19 protein-coding genes and 1 pseudogene are annotated in these 25,805 nt (G+C 69.6%); 11 read left to right on the top strand and 9 right to left on the bottom strand.

Features of this window, described 5'->3' with window-relative positions:
- Positions 1–44: 44 nt before the first annotated feature.
- The 4 genes from ACFWZU_RS11175 (at position 45) to ACFWZU_RS11160 (ending at position 5,329) form a co-directional block, all read left to right on the top strand.
- The gene (locus ACFWZU_RS11175; RefSeq protein WP_439701588.1) at positions 45–3,191 is read left to right on the top strand and encodes an FAD-binding and (Fe-S)-binding domain-containing protein; all 3,147 of its coding nucleotides are present in this window, start codon (positions 45–47) and stop codon (positions 3,189–3,191) included.
- A gap of 221 nt (positions 3,192–3,412) precedes the next feature.
- Positions 3,413–3,859 (top strand): PPC domain-containing DNA-binding protein, encoded by a 447-nt coding sequence (locus tag ACFWZU_RS11170; protein ID WP_439701587.1) that lies wholly within the window; start codon positions 3,413–3,415, stop codon positions 3,857–3,859.
- A complete protein-coding gene (locus ACFWZU_RS11165; RefSeq protein ID WP_439701586.1) occupies positions 3,856–4,236 on the top strand; it encodes a sensory rhodopsin transducer in 381 nt (126 codons plus the stop codon). The genes ACFWZU_RS11170 and ACFWZU_RS11165 overlap by 4 nt, the downstream gene beginning before the upstream one ends.
- Positions 4,237–4,321: 85 nt before the next feature.
- Positions 4,322–5,329, top strand: a complete 1,008-nt coding sequence (locus tag ACFWZU_RS11160) for an SDR family oxidoreductase (protein ID WP_439701585.1) — start codon at positions 4,322–4,324, stop codon at positions 5,327–5,329.
- Between the two features lie 183 nt (positions 5,330–5,512).
- Here the strand turns inward: ACFWZU_RS11160 and grxD are convergent, their stop codons facing one another.
- The 3 genes from grxD to ACFWZU_RS11145 form a co-directional block, all read right to left on the bottom strand.
- The gene (gene grxD, locus ACFWZU_RS11155) at positions 5,513–6,436 is read right to left on the bottom strand and encodes a Grx4 family monothiol glutaredoxin (RefSeq protein WP_439701584.1); all 924 of its coding nucleotides are present in this window, start codon (positions 6,434–6,436) and stop codon (positions 5,513–5,515) included.
- 74 nt (positions 6,437–6,510) lie between these two features.
- The gene (locus ACFWZU_RS11150) at positions 6,511–7,110 is read right to left on the bottom strand and encodes an SGNH/GDSL hydrolase family protein (protein ID WP_439701583.1); all 600 of its coding nucleotides are present in this window, start codon (positions 7,108–7,110) and stop codon (positions 6,511–6,513) included.
- 172 nt (positions 7,111–7,282) lie between these two features.
- A complete protein-coding gene (locus tag ACFWZU_RS11145; protein WP_439701582.1) occupies positions 7,283–8,488 on the bottom strand; it encodes an aminotransferase class I/II-fold pyridoxal phosphate-dependent enzyme in 1,206 nt (401 codons plus the stop codon).
- A 156-nt stretch (positions 8,489–8,644) separates the two neighbouring features.
- On the opposite strand from ACFWZU_RS11145, the gene rsgA reads away from it, so the two are divergent.
- The 5 genes from rsgA to aceE all read left to right on the top strand — a co-directional run bounded on the left by rsgA (position 8,645) and on the right by aceE (position 17,696).
- A complete protein-coding gene (rsgA, locus tag ACFWZU_RS11140; RefSeq protein WP_439701581.1) occupies positions 8,645–9,697 on the top strand; it encodes a ribosome small subunit-dependent GTPase A in 1,053 nt (350 codons plus the stop codon).
- Positions 9,698–9,763: 66 nt separating this feature from the next.
- Positions 9,764–11,035, top strand: a complete 1,272-nt coding sequence (locus ACFWZU_RS11135; protein ID WP_439701580.1) for a flavohemoglobin expression-modulating QEGLA motif protein — start codon at positions 9,764–9,766, stop codon at positions 11,033–11,035.
- A 181-nt stretch (positions 11,036–11,216) separates the two neighbouring features.
- The gene (locus tag ACFWZU_RS11130; RefSeq protein WP_439701579.1) at positions 11,217–13,529 is read left to right on the top strand and encodes an NADP-dependent malic enzyme; all 2,313 of its coding nucleotides are present in this window, start codon (positions 11,217–11,219) and stop codon (positions 13,527–13,529) included.
- 250 nt (positions 13,530–13,779) lie between these two features.
- The gene (locus ACFWZU_RS11125) at positions 13,780–14,763 is read left to right on the top strand and encodes a glycosyltransferase (protein ID WP_439701578.1); all 984 of its coding nucleotides are present in this window, start codon (positions 13,780–13,782) and stop codon (positions 14,761–14,763) included.
- A gap of 215 nt (positions 14,764–14,978) precedes the next feature.
- A complete protein-coding gene (gene aceE / locus ACFWZU_RS11120) occupies positions 14,979–17,696 on the top strand; it encodes a pyruvate dehydrogenase (acetyl-transferring), homodimeric type (protein ID WP_439701577.1) in 2,718 nt (905 codons plus the stop codon).
- Positions 17,697–18,255: 559 nt separating this feature from the next.
- Here aceE and ACFWZU_RS11115 read toward each other — a convergent pair.
- The gene (locus tag ACFWZU_RS11115; protein ID WP_439701576.1) at positions 18,256–19,857 is read right to left on the bottom strand and encodes an MFS transporter; all 1,602 of its coding nucleotides are present in this window, start codon (positions 19,855–19,857) and stop codon (positions 18,256–18,258) included.
- 402 nt (positions 19,858–20,259) lie between these two features.
- On the opposite strand from ACFWZU_RS11115, the gene ACFWZU_RS11110 reads away from it, so the two are divergent.
- Positions 20,260–20,574, top strand: coding sequence for a hypothetical protein (locus tag ACFWZU_RS11110; RefSeq protein ID WP_439701575.1), 315 nt, complete (start codon positions 20,260–20,262; stop codon positions 20,572–20,574).
- Between the two features lie 58 nt (positions 20,575–20,632).
- Here the strand turns inward: ACFWZU_RS11110 and ACFWZU_RS11105 are convergent, their stop codons facing one another.
- From ACFWZU_RS11105 to ACFWZU_RS11085, 5 genes and pseudogenes are all read right to left on the bottom strand, one after another.
- Positions 20,633–20,965, bottom strand: coding sequence for a hypothetical protein (locus ACFWZU_RS11105; RefSeq protein ID WP_439701574.1), 333 nt, complete (start codon positions 20,963–20,965; stop codon positions 20,633–20,635).
- Positions 20,966–21,051: 86 nt separating this feature from the next.
- Positions 21,052–21,183, bottom strand: a pseudogene (locus ACFWZU_RS11100) (glutathione S-transferase); the annotation flags it as partial.
- A 13-nt stretch (positions 21,184–21,196) separates the two neighbouring features.
- Positions 21,197–22,819 (bottom strand): alpha/beta hydrolase-fold protein, encoded by a 1,623-nt coding sequence (locus ACFWZU_RS11095; RefSeq protein WP_439701573.1) that lies wholly within the window; start codon positions 22,817–22,819, stop codon positions 21,197–21,199.
- A 135-nt stretch (positions 22,820–22,954) separates the two neighbouring features.
- Positions 22,955–23,899, bottom strand: coding sequence for an arginine deiminase-related protein (locus ACFWZU_RS11090; RefSeq protein WP_439701572.1), 945 nt, complete (start codon positions 23,897–23,899; stop codon positions 22,955–22,957).
- Between the two features lie 16 nt (positions 23,900–23,915).
- Complete coding sequence (locus tag ACFWZU_RS11085) at positions 23,916–25,172, bottom strand: MFS transporter (protein ID WP_439701571.1); 1,257 nt, start codon at positions 25,170–25,172, stop codon at positions 23,916–23,918.
- A 275-nt stretch (positions 25,173–25,447) separates the two neighbouring features.
- Here ACFWZU_RS11085 and ACFWZU_RS11080 point away from each other — a divergent pair, with 275 nt between their 5' ends.
- The gene (locus ACFWZU_RS11080; RefSeq protein ID WP_209617772.1) at positions 25,448–25,750 is read left to right on the top strand and encodes a DUF3247 family protein; all 303 of its coding nucleotides are present in this window, start codon (positions 25,448–25,450) and stop codon (positions 25,748–25,750) included.
- The last annotated feature ends 55 nt before the right edge of the window (positions 25,751–25,805 follow it).

Below are 25,805 nucleotides of genomic sequence, written 5' to 3'. Positions count from 1 at the left end.
GCTCCAGGAGAGGCACCGGGTTACTTGCGGAGAGGGGCAACATCATGACCAAGCAGCGAGAGCACGGCTCCGTCCCCTCGTTCCCGCGCAAGCCCGACGCCGCCGGCGCCGAGGCGGCTGCATCGTCCACCGACGGCCGCGATCGCCAGGACAGCCACCGCGATGCCGCGGTGCTGCCGTTGGCGCCGCCGCGCGTGCGCCATTCGCACAGCAACCGCTTCGCCTTCTCCAGCGCCGCCGCCGCCGTACTGGCCCAGGACCTGGCCGCGGCACTGGAGGGCGAGGTCTGCTTCGACGACGGCAGCCGCGCGCTGTACGCCACCGACGGCTCGATCTACCGCCAGGTGCCGATCGGCGTGGTCAAGCCGCGCCACGCCCGCGACGTGATCGAAACCCTTCGCATCTGCCGCGAGCACGACGCGCCGGTGCTCTCGCGCGGCGGCGGCACCAGCCTCGCCGGGCAATGCTGCAACACCGCGGTCGTGATGGATTTTTCCTATCACCTGAACCAGATCGTCGCGATCGATCCCGATCGGCGCCGTGCGCGCATCGAGCCCGGCTGCGTGCTGGACGACCTGCGCGACGAGGCCGAGAAGCACCACCTCACCTTCGGTCCCGACCCCTCCACCCATGCGCACAACACGCTGGGCGGCATGATCGGGAACAACTCCTGTGGCGTGCATTCGGTGATGGCCGGGCGCACCGCCGACAACGTGCACGCGCTGGAGATCGTCACCTACGACGGCCTGCGCATGCGTGTGGGACCGACCAGCGAAGAGGAGCTGGAACAGATCATCCGCGAGGGCGGGCGTCGCGGCGAGATCTACGCGGGCCTCAAATCCATCCGCGACCGCTACGCCGACCTGATCCGCGCGCGCTACCCGAAGATCCCGCGCCGCGTGTCCGGCTACAACCTGGACGAGCTGCTGCCCGAGAACGGCTTCAACGTGGCGCGCGCGCTGGTCGGCACCGAGGGCACCTGCGTGACGATCCTGGAGGCGGAGGTGCGGCTGGTGCCCAGTCCGCCGGTGCGTTCGCTGCTGGTACTGGGCTACCCCGACGTGTTCGAGGCGGGCGACCACGTGCCGCAGATCCTCGCTTTCGACCCGACCGGCCTGGAGGGCATCGACGATGCGCTGATCGCCGACATGAAGCGCAAGGACATGCATCCGAAAGACCGCGCCCTGCTGCCGCCGGGCGGCGGCTGGCTGATGGTCGAGTTCGGCGGCGACTCCAAGGAAGAGGCCGACGCCAAGGCACGCAAGCTGATGGCGGCGCTGAAGCAGGACGACCACCCGCCGAGCATGAAGCTGTTCGACGACAAGGACGAGGAAGGCATGCTGTGGACCATCCGCGAATCGGGCCTGGGCGCGACCGCGCGCGTGCCCGGCCAGCCGGACGGCCACCCGGGCTGGGAGGACGCGGCGGTGCCGCCGGACAAGGTCGGACCGTACCTGCGTGATTTCCGCAAGCTGCTGGCCAAGTACCAGTACACCTGCGCGCTGTACGGCCACTTCGGCGACGGCTGCATCCATTGCCGCATCGCCTTCGATATCGCGACGCCCGAGGCGGTCGCGCAGTGGCGCGCCTTCATGGACGAGGCCTCCGACCTGGTGCTGTCCTACGGCGGCTCGCTCTCGGGCGAACACGGCGACGGCCAGGTGCGTGCCTCGTTCCTGCCCAAGATGTTCGGTGACGAACTGGTGCAGGCGTTCGGACAGTTCAAGGCGCTGTGGGATCCGCGCGGGCGCATGAACCCGGGCAAGGTGGTCGATCCCAACCCGATGGACGCCGACCTGCGCGACGGTCCCGGCTACCAGCCGCCGAAGCTCAAGACCGCCTTCGCCTATCCGGCCGACGGCATGAGCTTCGCCCAGGCCGCGCGCCGCTGCGTGGGCGTGGGCAACTGCCGCAACAAGCACAAGAACGTGATGTGCCCGAGCTACCGCGCCACCCACGAGGAGAAGTGGTGCACGCGCGGGCGCTCGCACCTTTTGTTCGAGATGCTCGAGGGCGACCCGTTGAAGGACGGCTGGCGCAGCGAGCCGGTGCGCGATGCGCTGGACATGTGCCTGGCCTGCAAGGGCTGCAAGAGCGACTGCCCGGTCAACGTGGACATGGCCACTTACAAGGCCGAGTTCATGCACCACCACTACAAGGGACGCCTGCGTCCACGCGCGGCCTACGCGATGGGGCGCATCTTCGACGTGGCGCGCGTGGCCTCGCGCGTGCCGTGGCTGGCCAACGCGGTGCTGCAGACGCCCGGGCTTTCGCACTTGGCCAAGGCGATCGGTGGCATCGCCCAGCGACGCACGATGCCGCGCTTCGTCGGCGAGACCTTCCGCGACTGGTTCGCTGCACGCGAAGCTCCGCGCATGCGCGGGCCCGAGGTGCTGCTGTGGCCCGACACCTTCAACAACTACCTGCATCCCGATCCGCTCAAGGATGCCGTCGGCGTGCTGGAGGCGGCCGGCTACCGCGTGGTGGTGCCGCAGGCGACGCTGTGCTGCGGCCGGCCGCTGTACGCCGAGGGCATGCTGGACAAGGCGCGCGCGCAACTGTCCGACATCCTCGACGCGCTCTCGCCGCACATCGACCGCAGCGTGCCGGTGGTGGGGCTGGAGCCCTCCTGCGTGGCGGCCTTCCGCGACGAACTGCCCAATCTCTTTCCGGGTGACGAGCGCGCGCACTGGCTCGCGCGCAACACCTTCCTCTTCAGCGAGTACCTCGACCGCGTCGGCTACGCGCCACCCCAGTTCAGGCGCAAGGCGCTGGTGCACGCGCACTGCCACCACCACGCCGTGATCGGTACCGATGCGGAGAAGCGGCTGCTGGCCAAGGCCGGGCTCGACTTCGAGTTCCTCGATGCCGGTTGCTGCGGCATGGCAGGTTCGTTCGGGTTCGACGCGAAGAAGGTCAACGTCTCGCTCGCGATCGGCGAACTGGAGCTGCTGCCGGCGATCCGCGCGGCCGACCCGGACACGCTGATCATCACCAACGGCTTCTCCTGCCGGCAACAGATCCAGCAATGCACCGGGCGCACCGCGCTGGACGTGGCGCAGGTGCTGGCGATGGCGCTGGCGCAGGGCACGTCCAACCTCGACGCCATTCCGGCCGGCGAACGCGAGGCCTCGCTGCCCTCGGCGCGACCGGAGCCCGGGCGCGGGGGCGAGGCCTGGGGAGGGCAGTGAGCATGACGGGACTGCCCGCTCCGGTTGCCCCCCCTCCGCCCTGCGGGCACTTTCCCCCGCGCGGCGGGAGAAGGCCCCACCCTGCAGAAGCGCGCGTCCATGAGCCTTCCCCCGTTCCACGGGGGAAGGTGCCGACAGGCGGATGGGGGCAACCGGAGCGAAATCCCCACCCCGACCGGCCCCGCTCTCCGCAGGGACCCGCACCGCAGGAGCGCCCACCCATGCACTACCAACTGATCCACCAGGACGACACGCGCACCTGGGCCGTCGTGCTCGAGACTGGCGACGAGGCCAACGCCTGCCTGCTCGACTTCGCCAGGGAGCAACACCTGTCCGCCGCGCACTTCACCGCGATCGGCGCCTTCCAGCGCGCCGTGCTCGGGTACTTCGACTGGAGCGCCAGGGATTACACGCGCAACCCCGTCGACGAGCAGGTCGAGGTGGTTTCGCTGATCGGCGACGTGGCGCTCAAGGACGACGAGCCCAGGCTGCACATGCATGCCGTGCTCGGCCAGTCCGACGGCCGCGCGCTCGGCGGCCACCTGCTCGAAGGCCACGTGCGGCCGACGCTGGAAGTGATCGTCACCGAGGCGCCCGCGCACCTGCGCCGCCGCCACGACCCGCAATCGGGACTCGCCCTGATCCACCTCGACAAGGAGCTGCCATGACCACGCCAGAACCGATCGGCGAACGCCGCTGGGCCATCGCCGAGGGTTATATCCCGCCCGGCGGCACGCACGCGGACGACCCGCGTTTCCTCAGCCACGAAACCGCCTGCCTGCTCAACACCAACGCGCAGGACGCGCAGGTGACCATCACCATCTACTTCAAGGACCGCGACCCGGCCGGCCCCTACCGGGTGACCGTACCGGCGCGGCGCACGCTGCACCTGCGCTTCAACGACCTGAAGGATCCGGAGCCGATCCCGCGCGACACCGACTATTCCAGCGTGATCGAGTCGGATGTGCCGATCGTGGTGCAGCACACGCGCCTGGACTCGCGCCAGGCCGCGCTCGCGCTGCTTTCCACCATCGCCTACAGCTGATCGCCTTTGTAGGAGCGCCCTTGGGCGCGACCGGGATGGCGGTCGCGCCCAAGGGCGCTCCTACAGACACCGAAGGAGCCACACCATGAAGAAACCCGAAGTCGTCGTCATCACCGGCGCCTCTGCCGGCGTCGGCCGAGCCACCGCGCACCGCTTCGCACGCGACGGCGCGCGCATCGCCCTGATCGCACGCAGCAGCGAGGGCCTGGAGCGGGCCGCGGAGGAAGTGCGCACGTTGGGCGGCGAAGCCCTGCCGATCCCGCTGGACGTCTCCGATGCCGACGCCGTGGAGGCGGCTGCAGAGCGTGTGGAGCAGGAGCTAGGTCCGATCGACATCTGGGTCAACGATGCGATGGCGACCATCTTCTCGCCGGTGCACGAAATCAGCCCGGCCGAGTTCAAGCGCGCCACCGAGGTCACTTACCTGGGCACCGTGTACGGCACGATGGCGGCACTCAAGCGGATGCGCGAGCGCAACCGCGGCACCATCGTGCAGGTGGGTTCGGCGCTGGCCTACCGGGCGATTCCGTTGCAATCGGCCTACTGCGGCGCGAAGTTCGCCATCCGCGGCTTCACCGACGCGCTGCGCGTGGAGCTGATGCACGACAAAAGCGACATCCACATCACCATGGTGCAGCTGTCAGCGTTCAACACGCCGCAGTTCCAGTGGGGCCGCACCAAGCTGCCCCGCCGGCCGCAGCCGGTGCCGCCGATCTTCCAGCCTGAGGTCGCCGCCAAGGGCATCCACTGGGCCGCGCACCATCGCCGGCGCGAGCTCAACGTGGGCTTTCCGGCGGTCAAGGCGATCCTCGGCAACAAGCTGTTCCCGAAACTGGCGGACCGCCGTCTGGTCAAGCTCGGCTACGCGGGCCAGATGGGCAAGCTGCCGTTGCCGGACGACCGGCCGGACAACCTGTACGAGGCGGTGCGGGAGGATTACGGCACGCACGGGCGCTTCGATACGCGTTCGAAGGGCTACAGCCTGCAGTTGTGGGCGACGACGCACCGCGGCATGGTCGCGGCGGGGGCGCTGGCGGCAGGGGCGTTGTTGTGGGCCGGTCGCCGCGGCATGCGGGCGGGCTTGCGGCGCTAGGGTGGCCGCGCGAAAGCGGCAGCATGGAGGTGCGCGCTCCGGTCGCCCCCATCCGCCTGTCGGCACCTTCCCCCGCGGGGCGGGGGAAGGCTCGTGGACGCGCGTTCCCGCCACCTGATCCTTCCCCCGCAACGCGGGGGAAGGTGCCCGAAGGGCGGATGGGGGCGCTCCTGGCGGGAAGCCTCAGTAACGCGGCACCGAAGGATCGATCTCGCGCGCCCACGCATCCATGCCGCCCTCGACGTTGAACACGTTCCTGAACCCGTGCGCCGCGAAGCGCTCCGCCACGCCGCGGCTGGAGTTGCCGTGGTGGCAGATGAAGGCGAGCGCGGTGTCCTTCGGCAGCGCGGCGAGCGCGTCGTAGCCTTCGTCCTCCAGCACGCGCGCCAGCGCCAGCGGCGCGGCCTGGGCGCGGCCGGCGGCCGGACGCACGTCGACCAGTAGCACGCTGCCCTCGGCCAGGCGCTCCTTGAGCTGCTGCACGCTGAGCGAACCGATCTCCTGCGCACCCGGGAACTTCAGGCTCAGGCCCTCGCCCTGCACGGTGGAGACCCAGTCGATCACGATGCCCTTGGCGCGTTGCGCGCTGCCAGGATCGAAGTGCACCTCGATGCCGTTGGCGGTCACCACGATGTCGTGGTCGCCCGCCGGCGCGAGCTGGAAGCCGGCACTGTGGTCGGGGCCGATCTCCAGGTGCAGCGCCAGGCCCTGCGCGTTGGCGATGCCGTTGCGGATGGCCTCGGCGGCCTTGTCGGTGATGGTGATTTCCGGCGGCGTGCGGTCGGGCGGCGTGGCGCCGAACAGCGTGTGCAGTTCGCCGCTGGCGTACATCTGGCGGATGATGTCGGCGCCGCCGACCAGCTCGCCCTCGACGTACAACTGCGGGATCGTCGGCCAGTCGCCGAACACCTTGATGCCCTCGCGGATCTCCGGATCCTCCAGCACGTTGACCGTGTGGTACTCGGGCAGGAGCTCATTGAGCGTGTTGGTTGCCGCGGCGGAGAAGCCGCACATCGGCTGGCGGCGGTCGCCCTTCATGAACAGCACCACGCGGTGGTCCTTGAGCAGGGTTTCGATGCGTTCGCGGGTGGCAGGATCGAGGGACATGGGAAAGCTCCGGCAAAGAGGGCCAATGATACGCCCCGCAGGTTGGGGCGGCGCGGGCGATCCCAACCGCCGCGCTATTTCACCGCGGCGGCGGCGACCGGCGTGATGGCGTCGGTCCACAGCGCGTACTGCGCTGCGTCCGGGTGCAGGCCGTCGTCGGCCACCAGGCCCGGATGGCGCCGCGAGAGCGGCGTGATATCCACCCAGCGTGCGCCCGCGCGGCCGGCCTCATCGCGGGCGATCGCGTTGTAGACGTCCAGCGCGTGGGCGATCGGCGCGGGGTCGCGGCCCTGTTCGCGGGCAAAACGGGTAACGCCCCAGTCGGGGATCGACACCACGACCACGCGCGAGGGCCGGCCGCCGGCCAGGCCGATCGCGCGGCCCAGGAGGCCGCTGAACTGCGTGCGGTACTCGCCGGCGGCGCGCCCGCGGTACTGGTTGTTGACCCCGATCAGCAGCGTGACCAGGTCGTAGGGCGGCCTGAGCGTGGCCGCGTCCATGCCGGCGGAGAGCTCGTCGGTGGTCCAGCCGGTCACGGCGATGATCCGCGGTTCGTCGATGGCCACGCCACGCGCGCGCAGTTGCCGCACCAGTTGCGCGGGCCAGCGGCCGGCAGCGGGGACCGCTTCGCCGATGGTGTAGGAGTCGCCCAGGGCGAGGTAGTGCAGGGGCATGGCGGTCATCCGTTTCGTGGTGGGCCCTTCGGGTCGGGACGCTGCGCGGCCTCGGACCAGGGCGAACGGTGGCCCGGAAACCGTTCGCGTCGAGCGTAGCCCGATGGGCGAAGGCGCAGCGCCAGCCTCAGGCATACGCCCCAGTCCCCTCCCTCCGGGGGAGGGCCCCGAATCAGGCCAGGGCCGACTCGCGCGCCTGCTCCTGCGCCATCCGCGCAAGCACCCGCTCGATCCGCACGAACACGTCCGCCAGTTCCGTCGGCGGCGGCAGCAGGGTCAGGCGGAAATGACGGCTCGCCGGCGCGTTGAAACTGGAGCCGGGTACGACCAGTACGGCTTCCTCTTCCAGCAGACGCAGCGCAAACGTGTCGTCGTCGAAACGCGGCAGCCGCTCTGCGCGCACCTGCGGGAACGCATACAGCGCGCCCGCGGGGTCGACGAGGTCGAGAAAGCCGCTCGCCGCCACGCCGTCCAGCACGGCGCGGCGGGCCTCGTACAGGCGACCGCCCGGGGCAGTGAGCGCGGCGATGGTGGCGCGCCCGTTCAGCGCCGGCTCGACCGCCCACTGCGCCGGCATGTTGGCGCACAGCCGCAACGCCGCCAGCAACTGCAGCGCATCGCGGTAGGTGCCGGTGCGCGCCGGATCGCCGGAAAGGCTCAGCCAGCCCACGCGGTAACCGCAGGCGCGGTAGACCTTCGACAGGCCGCCGAAACTCAGGCACGGGTGCGCGCCGGCGACTTCGGCCAGCGGCTGGAACGGTGCCCCGTCATAAAGGATCTCGTCGTAGATCTCGTCGGCGAACAGCAGCAGGTCATGCCGCTGCGCGATCGCCACCAGCCGTTCCAGCAGCGCGCGCGGGTACACCGCGCCGGTGGGATTGTTCGGGTTGATCAGCACCAGCGCGCGGGTGCGCGGGGTGATCAGCGCCTCCACTTCGTCCGGGTCGGGCAGATGCGCGTTCTGCGCCAGGCAGCGGTAGTAGCGCGGGCGCCCGCCGTTGAGGATGGTGGCAGCGCTCCACAGCGGATAGTCCGGGCTGGGCAGCAGCACCTCGTCGCCCGGCTGCAGCAGGGCGCGCAGCGACAGGTCGATCAGCTCGCTGACACCGTTGCCGACGAAGATGCGTTCCAGCGTCACGCCCTGCGCGCCGCGCGCGCGTTGCTGCGCGGCGATCGTCTCGCGCGCTTCGTCGAGGCCCTGCTCGTGGCCGTAGCCTTCGCTGTCGGCCAGGTGCGCGGCGACCGCCTGGCGCAGGTGCGCCGGCGTCTCGAAGCCGTAGCGGGCCGGGTTGCCGATGTTGAGCTTGACGATGGCGCGGCCGGCCGACTCCAGTTCGCGGGCGCGGCGGGTGAGCGCACCGCGGATCTCGTAACGCACGTCGGCAAGATGAGGGCTGGGGGTGATCGGCGCGGAAGGGGGAGAAGCCTGCACGGGGTCCTCTGCGGGGCCTTGTAAAGCCGCCGATGCTAGCAGCGCAGGGGGCCCGCGGGGCAGACGGCGGACGCCGCCGCAGCAAGGCATAATCGGGAACCTATGAGCGACGCCGCGACCCTCGAACGCCTGCGCCACATCGGTTGGCGCGGTGACCTGCCGCCCGGCGGACGCCGCATCGCGCGCGTGGTGGCGCAGCATCGCGCCGGCTACGAATTGCATGATGGCGTGGCGCTGTCCGGCGCGCAGCCGGCCGGGCATTTCCTCAAGCGCACGCTCGATCCGGCCGAGCGGCCGGCGGTCGGTGACTTCGTCGAAGTGGAGGAGGGGCGCCCACCGCACATCCTCACCGTGTTGCCGCGCCGCAGCGTGCTCTCGCGCGCCGCCGCGGGCGAGCGCTACGAGCGGCAGATCATCGCCACCAATATCGATTACGTGCTGGTGCTGACCGGGCTGGACAACGACTTCAATCCGGCGCGTATCGAGCGCTACCTGTCGTTGATCGAGGACTCCAACGCGCAGCCGGTGGTGCTGCTGAGCAAGCTCGACCTCCACGCCGATGGCGACGCACGCCTGCGCGCGCTGCGCGAACGCCTGCCGGACACCACGCCGATCCACGCCATCAACGGCAAGGATCCGGCCAGCGCCGAGCTGCTCGCGCGCTACCTCGGCCCCGGCGACAGCGCGGTGCTGGTCGGCTCGTCGGGGGCCGGCAAGTCCACCCTCACCAACACGCTGCTGGGCACCGAGCGCATGGCCACCGGCGAGGTGCGCGCGCACGACAGCCGCGGCCGCCACACCACCACCCATCGCGCGCTGCTGATGCTGCCCTCGGGCGGCTGCCTGATCGACACGCCGGGCATGCGCGAGCTCAAGCTGACCGGCGAGGAAAATCTCGACCTGTTCGCGGACATCGAGGCGCTGGCCGAAACCTGCCGCTTCGCCGACTGCGGGCACGGCAGCGAGCCTGGCTGCGCGGTACAGGCGGCGCTGGATTCGGGCGAGCTGACCGCCGAGCGCTGGCGCAACTACCTCAAGCTGCGCGACGAGCGCGAAGAGCAGGCCGCCACGCTGGAAGCACGCCTGCGCCGCCAGCGCGGCGGCCGTCCGCCGGACCGCCCGCACGGGCACCGCGGCCGGCGCGAGCGGGAGTAGGCGCGGCATGCGCGGCACCTGCGCGAGTCCGGGCCGTCCCTGCGCCGCGTACCCGCCGGTGCCGCGATGAACGTCGACGCGTCCGCCCGCCGGCTTTACGCCGCGCTCGACCAGCGCCTGCTTGCCGCCACCCGCGCCATCAACATCCTGCCCACGGTGAGCTGGCCGGCCTCGCTGGAGCAGCGCATGATCGCCGACTACGACAAGGGCGACTTCGCACTGCCGGAGGTGCACTACGTGCGGCCGGACCTGGCCGGCGCGCGCGCCGAGCTGGCGGCGATCGAGCGCGAGGCCGAGGTGCTGCTGGTCGGCGACCCGATCGGCGACTTCCTGTGCCGCACCGCCACCTCCTGGCGGGTCGCCGCCGAGATGCTCGAAGCGGTCGGCAGCGCCGGCGTCACCGCGCCGTCGATCGCCCTGTACGGGCGGCCCGGCGATGCGATCCCCGGCAGCGACAAGAGCAACCTGGATGCGGCGCGCTACTTCGTCGAGCTCTCCGACGAACTGGGCGCCGACCTGCTCTCCGATACGGTGAGCATGGATCTCTCCGCCGAGGAACTGCGCGCGGACCTGAGCCGCGTGCTGGACGACTTCTTCGGGCCCGGCCGCATCGCCATCGAGGTGGATCCCGAGCTCACCGCCAAGGCCGCCGCCGGCGCCACCCGCATCCGCCTGCGCGGCGGTGCGCACTTCAGCGAGTACGACCGCCACCAGTTGCTGGCGCATGAGGCGTTCGTGCATTCGCTCACCGCGCTCAACGGGCGCGAGCAGCCGCTGCTGGGTTCGCTGGCGCGGACCTCGCCACGCGTCACCGCCACCCAGGAAGGGCTGGCGGTGTTCGCCGAGCTGATTTCCGGCGCCATCGACATCGCGCGCCTGAAGCGCATCAGCCTGCGCATCCTGGCGATCGACATGGCACTCAATGGCGCGGACTTCGTCGAGGTCTACAAGTATTTCCGCCACTGCGGGCAGGGCGCGGCCGACAGCTTCCACTCGGCGCAGCGGGTGTTCCGGGGCGTGCCGCTGACCGGCGGTGCGGCGTTCGCCAAGGACAACGTCTACCTGTCCGGCCTGCTCACCGTGCACACCTTCTTCCGCTGGGCGTTCAAGCAGCAACGCATGGACCTGTTGCGCTACCTGTTTGCCGGCAAGCTGGCGCTGCACGACGTGATCACCCTGCAGCCGCATTTCCAGGCCGGCACCCTGCTGCCGCCGCGCTGGCTCCCGCCGTGGATGCAGCGCGTGCATGGCCTGGCCGGCAAGCTCGCGTTCTCGTTGTTCGTCAACGGCATCCACATGGGCCAGGTGCAGGCCGACGAGCTGAACCTGCGGCTGTAGGGACGCGGCCGCGGCATCTGTAGGAGCACACCTGTGCGCGACCGCCATGCACCACGGTCGCGCACGGGTGCGCTCCTGCAGGGATTGCGGGCAACCGGCCATGCCATCTCGACGGGGCCCGACCGGCAACCCGCCTGCTACCATGTGAGACCGCTTCCCCTCGCAGAAAAAGCCGCCGCCCATGGCCCATCCCGACGACCTGCGCCACGCCGCGCTCGAGTACCACCGCCATCCCCGCCCCGGCAAGATCAAGGTCACCACGACCAAGGCGATGGTGACCCAGCGGGACCTGGCGCTGGCCTACTCGCCCGGCGTGGCCTACGCCTGCGAGGCCATCGTCGAGAACCCGCATGCCGCCAGCCAGATGACCGCACGCGGCAACCTGGTGGCGGTGATCACCAACGGCACCGCGGTGCTGGGCCTGGGCGACATCGGCCCGCTCGCGGGCAAACCCGTGATGGAAGGCAAGGGCGTGCTGTTCCAGAAGTTCGCCGGCATCGACGTGTTCGACATCGAGTTGAACGAGCGCGATCCGGACAAGCTGGTCGACATCATCGCCGCGATGGAGCCGACCTTCGGCGGCATCAACCTGGAAGACATCAAGGCGCCGGAGTGCTTCATCGTCGAGCGCAAGCTGCGCGAGCGGATGAACATCCCCGTGTTCCACGACGACCAGCACGGCACCGCGATCATCGTCGGCGCGGCGGTGCTCAACGCGCTGGCGGTGGTGGGCAAGGACATTGGCGACATCAAGCTGGCCACCACTGGCGCGGGCGCGGCCGGCATCGCCTGCCTGGACATGCTGGTGGCGCTGGGCGTGAAACCGGAGAACATCCTGGCGTTCGACCGCGAGGGCGTGATCCACACCGGCCGCCAGGGCCTGGACCCGGACAAGGCGCGCTACGCACGCGACACCGACAAGCGCGAGCTGGCGCAGATCGTGGCCGGTGCCGACGTGTTCCTGGGCCTCTCCGCCGGCGGCATCCTCAAGCCGGACATGGTCGCCAGCATGGCCGACAAGCCGATCATCCTGGCGTTGGCCAACCCCAACCCCGAGATCCTTCCCGAAGACGCCAGGCGCGTGCGTCCGGACTGCATCGTCGCCACCGGCCGCTCGGACTACCCGAACCAGGTCAACAACGCGCTGTGCTTCCCGTATATCTTCCGCGGTGCGCTGGACGTGGGCGCGACCGGCATCAACGAGGCGATGAAGCTCGCCTGCGTCCGGGCGATCGCGCAGCTCGCGCGGATGGAAGCCTCGGACCTGGCCGGCGCCTACGGTGGCGAGGTGCCCTCGTTCGGCGCCGAGTACCTGATCCCGCGGCCGTTCGATCCGCGCCTGCTGGTGATGCTGGCGCCGGCGGTGGCGCAGGCGGCGATGGACTCGGGCGTGGCCGCGCGGCCGATCGAGGACATGGATGCCTACCGCGAGAAGCTCGGCCAGTTCATCTACCGCACCAGTCTGCTGATGAAGCCGGTCTACGAGCGCGCCCGCACGGATCTCAAGCGCGTGGTCTACGCCGAGGGCGAGGAAGAGACCGTCCTGCGCGCGGTGCAGACGGTGATCGACGAGAAGCTCGCCTTCCCGATCCTGATCGGCCGCCCGGACGTGATCGCCCAGCGCATCGAACGCCTCGGGCTGCGCATCCGCGAGGGCGTGGATTTCGAGCTCACCAACATCAACGACGACCCGCGCTTCAACGACTACTGGCAGCAGTACCACGCGCTGACCGAACGCCGCGGCGTGACCCCGGCGGCGGCCAAGAACCTGCTGCGCTCGCGCCCCACGCTGATCGCCGCGCTGATGGTCGAGCGTGGCGAGGCCGACGCGATGATCTGCGGCCTGGTCGGGCGCTACCACAAGAAACTCGGCTACCTGCGCAGCGTGTTCGGGCTCGACCCGGGCGTGCAGTGCACCTCGGCCATGTCCGGCGTGATCAACGATCTGGGCGCCTGGTTCTTCGTCGACACCCACGTGCAGGTCGACCCCACCGCCGAGCAGATCGCCGAGGCGACGCTGCAGGCGAGCTACCGCCTGAAGCTGTTCGGCATCGAGCCGAAGGTCGCGCTGCTTTCGCACTCGAACTTCGGCAGCCACGACAACCCGAGCGCGGCCAAGATGCGCCGCGCCTACCAGCTCATCCGCGAGCGCGCGCCGCGGCTGGAAATCGACGGCGAGATGCAGGCCGACACCGCCTGGGACGAGGCGTTGCGCCAGCGCATCTTCCCCAACAGCACGCTCGCCGGGCGCGCCAACCTGTTCGTGCTGCCCAACCTGGACGCAGCCAACATCGTCTACAACATGGTCAAGGTGATGACCGGCGGCGTGGCGATCGGCCCGATCCTGATGGGCGTGGACAAGAGCGCGCACATCCTCACGCCGGCCTCGACCGTGCGCCGCGTGGTCAACATGACCGCGCTGGCGGCGGTGGACGCGCAGTTGCGCGGCTCCGGCCGCACGACTGGCGCCGAAGCGTGGCGGAGCATGCGCTAACGCAACACGCGCCCGTAGGGCGTATGCTTCGCACGCGCGCCGGTTCCCGGGGCGGATGCGGGGGCGTCCGGTATCCAGAGAGCAGGACGAGCGCGCACGGGGGTCCGGAGGCATGACTGCAGGGTGGCGCATCTGCGCCCAGCGCTGGCTGGGTGCAGGCATTGGCGCAGGCAGTCCGGCAACTGAACAGCGGATACCCGGCCATGGAGCGGCATCGGAATCGCAAGGCATCCTTGGGGTCGGGTGAGCCATGTCTGATATCGCACTTTCCGCCAGCATCCTGCTGCTCTGCTACCGGGACGCACCGTATATCCGCGCTGCGCTGGAATCGGCGCTGGCGCAGACGGTGCCGTGCGAGATCATCGTTTCCAACGACTGCTCCGACGACGGCACGTTCGAGCTGGCGCAGGAAATGGTCGCCAATTACCGCGGCCCGCACCGCGTCAGCGTGCGCCGCAACCAGCACAACCTCGGTGTGGCCGCGCACGTCAACGCCACCGTGCCGCTGACCCACGGCGACATCGTGGTGATGATGGCCGGCGACGACATCTCCTATCCGCATCGCGTGGCAACCATCCTGGAGGCGTTCCGGCGCCGGCCGCAGGCGACCGTGCTGGGCAGCGACTTCGACGGCATCGACGAGCACGGCCGTCCGCGCGAGGTGTCTTTCCGCCAGCGCCCGGAAGTGTTCGGCCTGGATTACTACGTCAGCATCGGCCGGCTGATTGGCCTGCTGGGGGCGGCGATGGCGTTCCGCCGCGAGGTGTTCGAGCGCTTCGGCCCGCTGCTGGGGCCGATCGAGGACAACGCGCTGAGCCTGCGCGGTGCCCTGCTGGGCGAGTGCCTCAACTTGCGCCAGCCACTGCTGCAATACCGCCAGCACGCCAACAGCGTCAGCGCCGGCGTGTTCGCCCGGCACGAGCCGCCGATGCTGCGCATGCAGCGCCGCTACGAGCGCACCATCCGCTTCTACCGCGGCACCGCCGACGATCTGGAGCACTGCCTGGCGCAGTTGCCCGAGCTCGCGCCACGCCGGCGCGCGCTGGCACGCGACGTCGTGTCGATGTACCGCATCGAGGCCGACGCGCGCGAGGCCCTGCTGCACAAGGCCCGCCGGCACTGGCTCAAGCCGATCGGCCGCGGCCTGTTGCACCTTGGCCTGCGCCGCAAGAGTGCCGAACGCGCGCTCAAGCTGTTCGTGCCGCGGCGCTGGTTCGGCCTGTACGGGCGCTAGCCGCAGCGGTCCGCCGCCGCGGTGCGCCGTACGCGCCGCGGATCCCGCTGGCTCCATCCGCCCGCGTATGCCGCTGCGGCGCCCATACGGCTGCGCTCGCGCGCTGGCCAGCGTGCCCGGCACCTCATATGGCACCCCCGCACCCCGAAAGCTAGAATCGGGGGCTCCCCACACGTCGAATACATCAGGCGCCCAGCGCGCCGCGGAGAAGCTTCATGGATCAGTTCGATGACATCCTGAACCAGGATATCGACCCCACCGAAACCCGCGAGTGGGTCGAATCGCTCAACGCGGTCATCCAGCACGACGGCACCGAGCGCGCGCATTACCTGCTCGAGCGCATGGTCGACTCCACGCGGCGTTCCGGCGGCTACCTGCCCTTCGACCCCACCACCGAGTACGTCAACACCGTCGCCCCCAGCCAGGAAGCCAAGAGCCCGGGCGACGCGGCGATGGAATGGCGCATCCGCTCGCTGATCCGCTGGAACGCGATGGCGATGGTGGTTCGCGCCAACCGCAAGCCGGGCGAGCTCGGCGGCCACATCGCGAGCTTCGCCTCGTCCGCCACGCTGTACGACGTCGGCTTCAACCACTTCTGGCGCGCGCCGTCGGCCGAGCACCCCGGCGACCTGGTGTTCCACCAGGGCCATTCCAGCCCCGGCGTGTATGCGCGCTCCTACCTGGAAGGGCGCATCGACGAGTCGCAGCTGGACCTGTTCCGCATGGAAGTGGTCGGCAAGGGCCGCGGCCTGTCGTCCTACCCGCATCCGTGGCTGATGCCCGACTACTGGCAGGTGCCGACCGTGTCGATGGGCCTGGGTCCCATCCAGGCGATCTACCAGGCGCAGTTCTGGAAGTACCTCGAACACCGCGGCCTGATGCCCAAGACCGACCGCAAGATCTGGTGCTTCATGGGCGACGGTGAATGCGACGAGCCCGAGTCGCTCGGCGCGATCTCGCTGGCCGGCCGCGAGGGCCTGGACAACCTGGTGTTCGTGATCAACTGCAACCTGCAGCGCCTGGACGGCCCGGTGCGCGGCAACGGCAAGATCATCCAGGAACTGGAAGGCGTCTTCCGTGGCGCCGGCTGGAACGCGATCAAGGTGATCTGGGGTTCCTACTGGGATCCGCTCCTGGCGCGCGACAACGACGGCGTGCTGCGCAAGCTGATGATGGAAACGCTCGACGGCGAGTACCAGGCCTGCAAGGCCTTCGGTGGCGCCTACACGCGCGAGCATTTCTTCGGCAAGTACCCGCAGACGCGCGAGATGGTCGCCAACCTGTCCGACGACGACATCTGGCGCCTCAACCGCGGCGGCCACGACCCGCACAAGGTCTACGCCGCCTACCACGCGGCGGTGAACACCAGGGGCATGCCGACGGTGATCCTGGCCAAGACGGTCAAGGGCTACGGCATGGGCCTGGGTTCGGGCGAGTCGCAGAACCCGACCCACCAGCAGAAAAAGCTCGACACCGACTCGATCCGCGCCTTCCGCGACCGCTTCAACGTGCCGGTGCCGGACGACAAGCTCGACGAGGTGCCGTACTACCACCCGGGCAAGGATTCGCCGGAAGTCGAATACATGCTCGAGCGCCGCCGCGCGCTGGGTGGCTTCCTGCCGCAACGGCGCCGCAAGACGGACGTGGCGCTGAAGGCGCCGGAACTGTCGGCGTTCGAACAGATCACCAAGGGCACCGGCGATCGCGAGATCTCCACCACCATGGCGCTGGTGCGCGGCATGAATCTCTTGTTGCGCGACAAGGCGATCGGCCCGCGCGTGGTGCCGATCGTGGCGGACGAGGCGCGCACCTTCGGCATGGAAGGCATGTTCCGGCAGATCGGCATCTACGCGCCGTTCGGCCAGAAGTACCGGCCGCAGGATGCCGACCAGCTGCTGTACTACCGTGAGGACCAGAAGGGCCAGGTGCTGCAGGAAGGCATCAGCGAGGCTGGCGGCATGGCCGCCTGGATGGCCGCGGCGTCGAGCTACTCGATCAGCAATCAGCCGATGCTGCCGTTCTTCATCTACTACTCGATGTTCGGCTTCCAGCGCATCGGCGACTTGGCCTGGGCCGCTGGCGACATGCGCGCGCGCGGTTTCCTGGTGGGTGGCACGTCCGGCCGCACCACGCTCAACGGCGAGGGCCTGCAGCACGAGGATGGCCAGTCGCACCTGATGTCGGGCGTGATCCCGAACGTGAAGTCGTATGACCCGACCTTCTCCTACGAGGTCGCGGTGATCCTGCAGGACGGCACCCGCCGCATGCTGCAGGAGCAGGAGGACGTGTACTACTACATCACCGTGATGAACGAGAACTACGAGCACCCGGATCTGCCCAAGGGTTGCGAGGAGGGCGTCATCAAGGGGATGTACCTGTTCCGCGACTCAGGTCTAGGCCAGGGCAACGGCAAGGGCAAGAAGGCCAAGGCGCCGTGCGTGCAGCTGCTGGGTTCGGGCACCATCCTGCGCGAGGTGATCGCGGCGGCCGAACTGCTGGAGAAGGATTTCGGCGTGGCGTCGGACATCTGGTCCTGCCCCAGCTTCACCGAGCTGCGTCGCGACGGCTTCGACGCCGAGCGCTGGAACCGCCTGCATCCGGAAGCCGAGCAGCGCCTGCCGTATGTCACGCAACTGCTGCAGGGGCGCGCCGGTCCCGCGGTGGCGGCGACCGATTACGTGCGCGAGTACGCCGACCAGATCCGCGCCTTCATGCCGGACGGCATGCGCTACACCGTGCTGGGCACCGACGGTTACGGTCGTTCGGACACGCGCGAGCACCTGCGTGATTTCTTCGAGGTCGACCGCTACTGGATCGCGCACGCTGCGCTGGCCGCGCTGGCGAAGGACGGCCTGGTCAACGCCAAGGACGTGGCGCGCGCGATCAAGGAATACAAGCTCGACGCGGACAAGCCCAATCCGCTGACGGTCTGACTGGCTGGAGCCCCTTTCTTTGCGGAGGGGCCGATGCTCGCCTCCCTCTCCCCTGCGGGGAGCGGGTGGGGTTGAGGGGCCGGGGCTCGCGGGAATGTTTCCCGCAGGGGGCTTTGGTTGTCGCTCTTGCGTGGCCTCCCCGCGACCTGGCTCGCCTGCGGCGGGCTTCCGATCGCCTGTCGGCGCTCCGGTCACTTTCTTTGCTGGTCCAAGGAAAGTACCCAAAGAAATAGCCTGCTAAGCCCGCTGAAGGATAAGAGCTGGGTGCCGCCTCGCCTTGCTTGGGGAGTCGCTTGCTCTTGGAGGAGCTGCCGCCGCTAAACCGCGGTCGCTCGGGAGCTGAGGCAGGAAGCGCGCGCGGTTGTGCACGTCCGCCGCGCCCTGCTCCCTCTCCCCTCCGGGGAGAGGGTTGGGGTGAGGGGCCGGGGCTCGCGGGAATGCTCCGCATGGGGGGGTGTCGCGAGCAGACATCCAAACGTAAAGAAAGCAGCCCTTCCCCGTCGCGCGGCACACATGCCGCGCGAAGGCACTCCACGCGAAAGGCGCGCGTGCGCCGCAGCTATTTCGACAACACCTGCTGGATCGCCTCCAGGCCATGCCCGCGCGTCTCGATCCCGCGCCGCACCAGCAGCCACGCCGCCAGCCCCATCGGCAGCGCAATCAGCAGCGCCGACAGCATGAAATGCTCGAACAGACCAAGCACACCCAGCAGCGCGCCGAGGATGCCGCCGAGCTTGGAGCCTCCGGCGATCAGGCCTGAGCCGGTGCTGCGCAGGTGCACCGGATAGATCTCCGCCGCGTAGGGGATCAGCGTGGCGATCACACCGCTGATGCTCAACAGCAGCGCCACCGTTGCAGTCGTCGTAAGGGTATTGGAGCGCAACTCCAGAGCGCCGATCCCGAAGAACAGCAACAGCGATGCCGCCGTCAACCCGATGAACAGCACCAGCGTGCGGATGCTGCTCCAGCGTTGGTAACAGGCGACCACGACGGCGATGCCCGGCAGCGCGAGCACCGCTGAGCGCGCCAGCAGCGCGGCGCTGCCTTGCGCGTCGATGCCGAGCTTGACCAGGTTCGCCGGCAGCCACAGCAGGAAGCCGAAATTGGCCAGCCCCCAGGCCACCGCGCAGACCATCAGCCCCCAGGTGATCGCCGCATGCCGTCCGCGCAGCAGCTGGCGCATGCCGACCCGGTCGGCCCCGTGCACCTGTGTCCCCGCCGGTGGCGGGGCGACCTCGGGCACCGGTGGCTGGTTGCCGGAGAACTTCAGCAGTACGGCGCGCGCCTGCTCCTCCAGCCCGGCCAGCGCGAGGAACCGCGGCGACTCGGGGATGTAGCGGTTGAGCAGCACGATCAGCGCGCCGGTGGGCAGGTTCAGCAGCCACAAGGCGCGCCAGCTGTAGGCCGGCTCGAACAGCGTCGCCGCGCCGGAGGCCAGCAAATAGCCCGCCGAGGTGCCCACGCCGCCGAGTGCCACCAGCAGCCAGCCGCGGTGAGCCGTGGGGATGGTCTCGGCCATCAGCGTGAAGGTGATCGGCAGCATCCCGCCGGCGGCCGCGCCCATCATGAAGCACATCCCCAGGTTCCAGCCGAACGCGGGCATCGCGCCGCAGATCGAGGTGCCCATGAACATCAACGCCGAAAGCAGGATCGTCGCGCGTCGTCCGAACAGGTCGCCGAGGCGTCCCCAGACGATCGATCCGACGGTGGTCCCGATCAGTGCCGAGAGCGCCAGCAGGCCTCCGGTGGCGCCGCTGATGCCGTACTCGGCCGACATCCCCGGCATCACGAAGCCGATCGTGGCCGGCTTCATCACGTCCACCGCGAGCGCCAGCGTCAGCACGCCGACCAGTTTCCAGTGCTCGCGGTTGAGCGGCACGTGGTCGGCCACGTGGAACGGCAGCGGGCTGGCATCGGCATGCAGCGTGCGGCGCATCTGCGCCAGCCGCGGCATCAGGCCGTAGCCCGACAGCAGTACGCCCAGAGGGACGAGCGCCATGCCGGTAAGCATCAGGTTGTCCATCGGCATGCCGGCGAGGCGGTAGTGCATGGGCGCGGCCATCGCCAGCATCGGCAGGTGGGCCAGCACGCCGGCGATCACGCAGAGGCAACCGGCCCAGAAGGCGATCGGGTGGTGGAAGGTGATGCTCTTGTGGGACATGCGGAACGTCGGCAAGGGACGGCCAAGCTTACCTTGCCCACCAGCGCATGCTTTCACCCCCTCTCCCCTCCGCGGCTGGGGTGAGCGGCCGGGGCTCGCGGGAATGTCAGCAGAGCGTGCGTTGCTTGTCGTTCTTGCGCGGTCTGCCCGCGACTTGGCTCGCCTGCGGCAGGCTTCCGATCACCGGTCGGCGCCCGGGTCACTCTTCTTTGCTGGCCCAAGGGACAGTGGGAGACAAAGAGATCATGGCCAAGCGTCACTTCGCCTTGCTTGGTGAGTCGCTGGCTCTCAGAGCTGCCTCCGCTTTTCCGCGGGCGCTCGGGAATGGGGGCAGGACGCGCGCGAGGGTGTATGTGCTCACCGCGCGCTGCCCGCTCTCCGATGGAGAGGCTTCAAGAGAGGATGCGCAAAGTGAACGGCCCTTTCGCGCGGCGCGCACGGCGGGTTGCCGATACTTCCCGCACAGGCAGCCATACGCAGGTTTCCATGATCGAGTGCATGCACGGCGCCGCTGCAGTCGCGCCGCTTTCCCCTTCCGTTCAAACGCATTCGCGCTGGTCGCTCGGCGGGCCGCCCGGTGAGCCCGAGCATCCGCAGCAGGATCCGCCGCCGCAGCGCCCGAACGATCCGATCGACCCCGGCCGGCCGCAGCAGCCGGAAGTGCCGCCGATCGAACCGCATACCCCGACGGTGCCCGAGCCGCGCATGCGCGGCTGAGCGACAGTCTTTGCAGGGTGGTGGGCGCACCCTCCCGTGAGGGAGGCGCGCCGAGGTGTCAGTCCTCGTCGCTGCGCAGCAGCTTGCGCAGCAGGAAGAACGCGCCGATCGTGCCCGCGACCACGGCGACGGTCGCCACCGGGTGGCGGGTGGCATGGCGGCGCACGCGGCGGTACTGGTAGCTCGCCTCGTCGGCGAGGTCCTCGGCCATGTGCGAAATCTGCTTGCCGTAACCGGAGCCGCGGCGCCCCAGGCGCGTGGTCAGGCGACGGCCACGTTCGATCAGGCCATTGGCCGTGTCGGCGGTGCCATAGGCGTACTGGCGCACGCGGTCGCGTACGCGTTCGCTGGCGCCATCGAAGCGCTGTTCCAGATCTCGGGTTCGGTTCATGGGAGCCTCCTGTGCGTCGAGGCCCCAGCCTGACCAGCGCAGCGTGAGAGGGGCGTCGAAAACGCACCGCCCGGTTCAGGCGAGCCTTAGCCGAGCCGGTACGCGCCACCGCGTTCGAGTGCGCGCCGGTAGGCCGGCCGCGCGTGGATGCGCTCCAGCCACGCCCACAGCCGCGGACGACCGGCATCCAGGCCGCCACGCGCGCTGGCCGCTTGTACGGTGATCACCGGTTCAGTAACGCCAGCTGGTGCGATCGGCGTCCGCCGGCGCATGGCCGTCGATGTAGCGCGTGACCGTCTCGATCAGTTCCTGGCCGCGCGGGCCCCAGCAGTGCGGCGCCATCGGCTGGTAGGTCACGCTGCCGCGGAAGGACGGGTTGCGCGCGCGCTTGAGGAACGCGTCCATCGCGCGCACGCCCATGTTGAGGTTGTAGGTGTCGGCGTCGCCCACGTAGATATGGATCTTGTCGGTGACCTTCGGCCCCAGCGTGGCCCACTGGGTTTCCAGCAGGTGGCGCAGGTCGAAATGCTGCTTCCAGTACTGCGCGACGTCGTGGTCGATCACGCCGGTGCGCTTGTCCCACAGCCGCCTGGGATAGCCGTCCGCGCCAACCGGGCCGAAGGCCGCTTCCCAGATGTCCCACTGGCCGCCGGAGCGGCTGTGGTCGCCCACGGCCAGCTCGTACCGGTTCTCGTCCTTCATCATGGCCTCGACGTTGCCGTCGGGCTGGCGCGTGTCCACGCGCTCGACCTTCACCCAACCCTTGTCGAGCCAGTAGGCGTTGGCGTCGTCGTAGATGTTCACCACCTGGTGGTGGCGGAAGTCCAGCGCGTCCGGGCAGGAGGCGAAGGTGCCGCCGTAGTAGTCGGGGTGGAAGATCATCTGCGCCATGGCGATCCAGCCGCCGGTCGAGCCGCCTTCGAGGATGCGGGCCCACGGTGCGTCGATGAGGCGGAAGCGTTTCTGGATTTCCGGCAGCAGTTCCTGGTGGATCGCGTCGTCGAACGGGCCTTCGTTGGCCGAGTTCACCGCGTAGGAGTCGTCGTAGTAGGGCGAGGGATGCTGCAGGCTCACCATGATGTAGCGCGGCGTGCCGTCGGCCAGCCAGTAATCGCGGAAGTGCGACTTCGGATAGTCGAAGCCGCCCGGCGCGCGGGTGGAGAAGTGGTCCTGCTCGTAGATCACCGGGTAGCGCACGTCCGGATGCTTGTCGTAGTCCTTCGGCAGCAGCACCGTGGCGCCAAGATAGATCGGCTGGCCCCACCAGTCGCTCAGGAGCTTGCTCTTGATGCGGAAGCGCCTGACGTAGGGCGTGTCCTTCGGGAACGCGATCGGCGGGATCACCTGATCGGCCACCAGCGTCACCGGCGTGGGCGCGGCCGGGTCGTAGTGCACCTTCACCGGCTTGCCGTAGAGGTTGCCGGGCGAGTGCTTGAAGTCCTGGCCTTCCCACTGGTCCATGTGCAGCCACACGGTATGGCCGTCGGCGCGCTTGAACTCGGTGTAGACGTTCACGAACGGCTGCATCCAGTAGTCGCCGGCCGGGAGCTGCGCGAGGCTGGTCAGCGGCGCGCCGAAGTCGCCGGCATCGATGGTCGCCACCTGACCGGGCGCGAGCGCGCTGACGTCGTGGCCGAACAGCGGCACGCCGGTGATGTCCGTCTGCTCGATCGGCGGCGTCTCGTTACTGCGGCTGACCGCCACGTAGACGCGCCCGGTGATCGGCTGCGCGTGCGCCCTGGCGCTGAAACTGACCTGGATGCGCGGACCCTCCGCCGCATGCGCGGCGGGCAGGGTGGCGAGGGCGAGGAAGGCGGCGCCGGCGAGGCGCAGGAGGGGCAGGGGCGTGGTCATGCCGGCGATCGTAGCGGCTGGCTGGCTTCCGTCACACTGCCGGTCGCGTTGTCGCGGTGGTGCTCGCCCTGTAGGAGCGTCCTTGGGCGCGACCGGGATGATGGTCGCGCCCAAGGGCGCTCCTACAGGGACAGCCTAGAAAATCTCCGCCACGCAGCAACGCAGGCTGCCGCCGGCCTTCTCGATCTCGTCCAGCTCCACCGCACCGATGCGGAAACCCCAACCGCCCAGCGCCTGTCGCTGGGCATCGGTAAGCGCGCGTGCGGCGGCCGCGCTCATCCACACGCGCTGGTCCGACAGCGTGATCGCGTTACCGGCGAAGGCCTGCTTCTGCGCCGGCGTGAGCCACAGCGCACGGTCGCCGTAGGCGCGGGCGATCGACGCGGGCACGGCCGGGTCGGCGAAGCCGTCCGGCGCCACGATCGCGGCCCGGCCGGCCAGCAACGCCAGCACCACGTTGGTGTGGTATTCGCCGGCGGCGAGCGGAAAGCAGAAGGTCAGGCGCAAGCCGAACGCCTCGTGCATGGCCCGCGCGCCGGCCTCGTCGCAGCGCTCGGACAGGCCGCAATAGCCCACGCCGCGGGCGCGGTCGATCACCAGCGCGCCGGTGAGCTCGGCCACGCAGTCGTTGCGGCAGGACAGGTCGATTTCCGCATAGCCGAGCACCTGGGCGAAGAAGTCCCGCACGTCGCGCCGCCCGGCCTCGCGCTGGCGGATCGCATGGCGCATGCGCCCGACGATCAGCCGCCCCGGCGCGGTGGCGAACACGTTGTTGGGAAACACCGCATCCGGCGTGCTGGCCTCGCCCGGGAAGGTGATCACCGGGCAGTCCGCGCGCAGTGCCTGTGCCAGCGCCGCATGCTGGGCCAGCGCGCGCAGCGGATCGACCGCCAGCGCCATGTCCATGTAGCGGTTGTCGCTGGCCGACTCCGCGGCCAGCGCGAACTCTGCCGGCGCGAGCAGGAAAGCCGCGCGCGCAGTGGCCTGGGCGTCGGGCAGCGGTGGCAGGGCGGCGAAGGCGTCGAGGAAGGCGGCGGGCGAGGTGACGATCACGACCTGGACTCCCGGAGGATGCGCCATGGTAAGCGCCCGCCACTCACAGCGTCTTGGCGCCCGCCTCCTCAGCCGCCTCGATCGCCTCCGCTTCCAGGTGCAGCTTCTGGCGCCTGCGCAGCGTCGGGAACATCGCCATCCAAAGCCCCACCACCACCAGCGTGCCGACGCCGCCGAGCACGGCCGCCCCGACGGCGCCCAGCCACGCGGCGACCAGGCCCGACTCGAACTCGCCGAGCTGGTTGGAGGTGTTGATGAAGATCGAATTGACCGCGTTGACCCGTCCGCGCATTGCGTCCGGTGTGTCCAGCTGCACCATCGAGCCGCGGATCACCATGCTCACCATGTCGAACGCACCGCCGGCGAACAGCGCGATCAGCGACAGCCACATCCACGAGGACAGCGCAAACACCAGCGTCGCCACGCCAAAACCGGCCACCGAGCCGAACATGATGATGCCCACGCGCCGGGTCAGGTCGTGCCGCGCCAGAGCGAACGACATCAGCAGCGCGCCCACCGCGGGTGCCGCACGCAGCAACCCCAGGCCCCACGGACCGGTGTGCAGGATGTCCTTGGCGAAGATCGGCAGCAGCGCGGTGGCGCCGCCGAACAGCACGGCGAACAGGTCGAGCGAAATCACGCCCAACACGTCCTTGCGCTCGCGGATGAAATGCACCCCGGCGAACAGCGATTTCAGCGAGGCCGGCTCACGCTTCGGCGGCGCCTGCTCGTAGCGCAGCAGCGCCATCAGCGTGGCCGCGATCAGGTACAGGCCCGCGGCGGTGGCGTAAACCACCCCCGGCCCCGCCACATAGAGCAGGCCGCCCACTGCCGGTCCCAGCACCATCGCCATCTGGAAGGCCGAACCGCTCACCGCCACCGCGCGCGGCAGGATCGCCGGCGGCACCAGCGCCGGCAGCAGCGAGGACATCGAGGGGGACTCGAACGCCTTGGCGGTGCTGATCACGAACACCAGTGCCAGGATGCCCGCCTCGTGGATGCGCCCGCTGAAGCTCAGCGCCGCCAGCGCGGCGATCGCGCACCATTCGACGACCTGACCGATCAGCACCACGCGCCGGCGCTCGAACTGGTCGGCGACGTGGCCGGCCGGCAGCGCCAGCAGCACCGAGGGGAAGAACTGGACCAGGCCGATCAGGCCCAGGTCCAGCGCGCGGCCGGTGATCGCGTAGATCTGCCAGGCCACCGCCACCGAGAGCATCTGGAAACCGAAGCCCGAGGCGATGCGGGCAAACCAGAACTGCACGAAGGCGCGGTGCGTGAGCAGCGAGTCGGTGGGCATGGGCAGTCCAGCGGTTGAGGCGCGGAATTATCGCCGCGGGTGGCCCTTCCCGCACGAGCGCCCCCATCCGCCCTCCGGGCACCTTCCCCGTGGAACGGGGGAAGGATCGCGCGGCACGACCTTCCTCCACCCGGCGGGGCATTCCTATCGAGTCTTCCCCCGTTCCACGGGGGAAGGTGCCGACAGGCGGATGGGGGCAGCCGCGCCAACGACTTCACGACCACTTGCCCATCCCCGCCCTAGCCTCGCCCCATCGCAGCCGCAGGAGACCGGCCATGGGCCGCCAGGCCGAACACGTCTACACCGACCAGCCCACCATCGCCCGCTTCAACAGCATGGTCGAACACCTGCAGAACGGCGCGCGCGTGCGCCTGCACCTGGCCGACGGCAGCACCTGCGACGGCGTGGTCGCCGCGCGCCCGACCGTGCAGGAGTTCTTCGACGGTGACGGCAACGAAGGCAGCAACGGCGTCGTGCACCTGGAACAGCTCGGCACATCCGAATGGAAGCGCTACCTCTGGTTCGACCAGATCGAGCGCATCGAACACCTGGATTCGGACGCACAACTGCGCGCCTGACCCGCACGCCCGCATGTGGAAGCGCCCTTGGGCGCGAACGGGATGCGGACCGCGC

Origin of the sequence: Frateuria sp. GZRR33, from assembly GCF_051900425.1 — a bacterium.
In the GTDB taxonomy this organism is placed as follows: Bacteria; Pseudomonadota; Gammaproteobacteria; order Xanthomonadales; family Rhodanobacteraceae; genus Frateuria_A.
Note: the sequence above shows the minus strand (reverse complement) of the source record. Positions and strands in the feature narration are given on the sequence as shown.

Excerpts from the sequence above, each read along its gene's own strand:
- ACFWZU_RS11175 (WP_439701588.1), top strand. The coding sequence starts at position 45 with ATGACCAAGCAGCGAGAGCACGGCTCCGTCCCCTCGTTCCCGCGCAAG.
- ACFWZU_RS11170 (WP_439701587.1), top strand. The coding sequence starts at position 3,413 with ATGCACTACCAACTGATCCACCAGGACGACACGCGCACCTGGGCCGTC.
- ACFWZU_RS11165 (WP_439701586.1), top strand. The coding sequence starts at position 3,856 with ATGACCACGCCAGAACCGATCGGCGAACGCCGCTGGGCCATCGCCGAG.
- ACFWZU_RS11160 (WP_439701585.1), top strand. The coding sequence starts at position 4,322 with ATGAAGAAACCCGAAGTCGTCGTCATCACCGGCGCCTCTGCCGGCGTC.
- grxD (WP_439701584.1), bottom strand. The coding sequence starts at position 6,436 with ATGTCCCTCGATCCTGCCACCCGCGAACGCATCGAAACCCTGCTCAAG.
- ACFWZU_RS11150 (WP_439701583.1), bottom strand. The coding sequence starts at position 7,110 with ATGCCCCTGCACTACCTCGCCCTGGGCGACTCCTACACCATCGGCGAA.
- rsgA (WP_439701581.1), top strand. The coding sequence starts at position 8,645 with ATGAGCGACGCCGCGACCCTCGAACGCCTGCGCCACATCGGTTGGCGC.
- ACFWZU_RS11135 (WP_439701580.1), top strand. The coding sequence starts at position 9,764 with ATGAACGTCGACGCGTCCGCCCGCCGGCTTTACGCCGCGCTCGACCAG.
- ACFWZU_RS11130 (WP_439701579.1), top strand. The coding sequence starts at position 11,217 with ATGGCCCATCCCGACGACCTGCGCCACGCCGCGCTCGAGTACCACCGC.
- ACFWZU_RS11125 (WP_439701578.1), top strand. The coding sequence starts at position 13,780 with ATGTCTGATATCGCACTTTCCGCCAGCATCCTGCTGCTCTGCTACCGG.
- aceE (WP_439701577.1), top strand. The coding sequence starts at position 14,979 with ATGGATCAGTTCGATGACATCCTGAACCAGGATATCGACCCCACCGAA.
- ACFWZU_RS11115 (WP_439701576.1), bottom strand. The coding sequence starts at position 19,857 with ATGTCCCACAAGAGCATCACCTTCCACCACCCGATCGCCTTCTGGGCC.
- ACFWZU_RS11110 (WP_439701575.1), top strand. The coding sequence starts at position 20,260 with ATGCGCAAAGTGAACGGCCCTTTCGCGCGGCGCGCACGGCGGGTTGCC.
- ACFWZU_RS11105 (WP_439701574.1), bottom strand. The coding sequence starts at position 20,965 with ATGAACCGAACCCGAGATCTGGAACAGCGCTTCGATGGCGCCAGCGAA.
- ACFWZU_RS11095 (WP_439701573.1), bottom strand. The coding sequence starts at position 22,819 with ATGACCACGCCCCTGCCCCTCCTGCGCCTCGCCGGCGCCGCCTTCCTC.
- ACFWZU_RS11090 (WP_439701572.1), bottom strand. The coding sequence starts at position 23,899 with ATGGCGCATCCTCCGGGAGTCCAGGTCGTGATCGTCACCTCGCCCGCC.
- ACFWZU_RS11085 (WP_439701571.1), bottom strand. The coding sequence starts at position 25,172 with ATGCCCACCGACTCGCTGCTCACGCACCGCGCCTTCGTGCAGTTCTGG.
- ACFWZU_RS11080 (WP_209617772.1), top strand. The coding sequence starts at position 25,448 with ATGGGCCGCCAGGCCGAACACGTCTACACCGACCAGCCCACCATCGCC.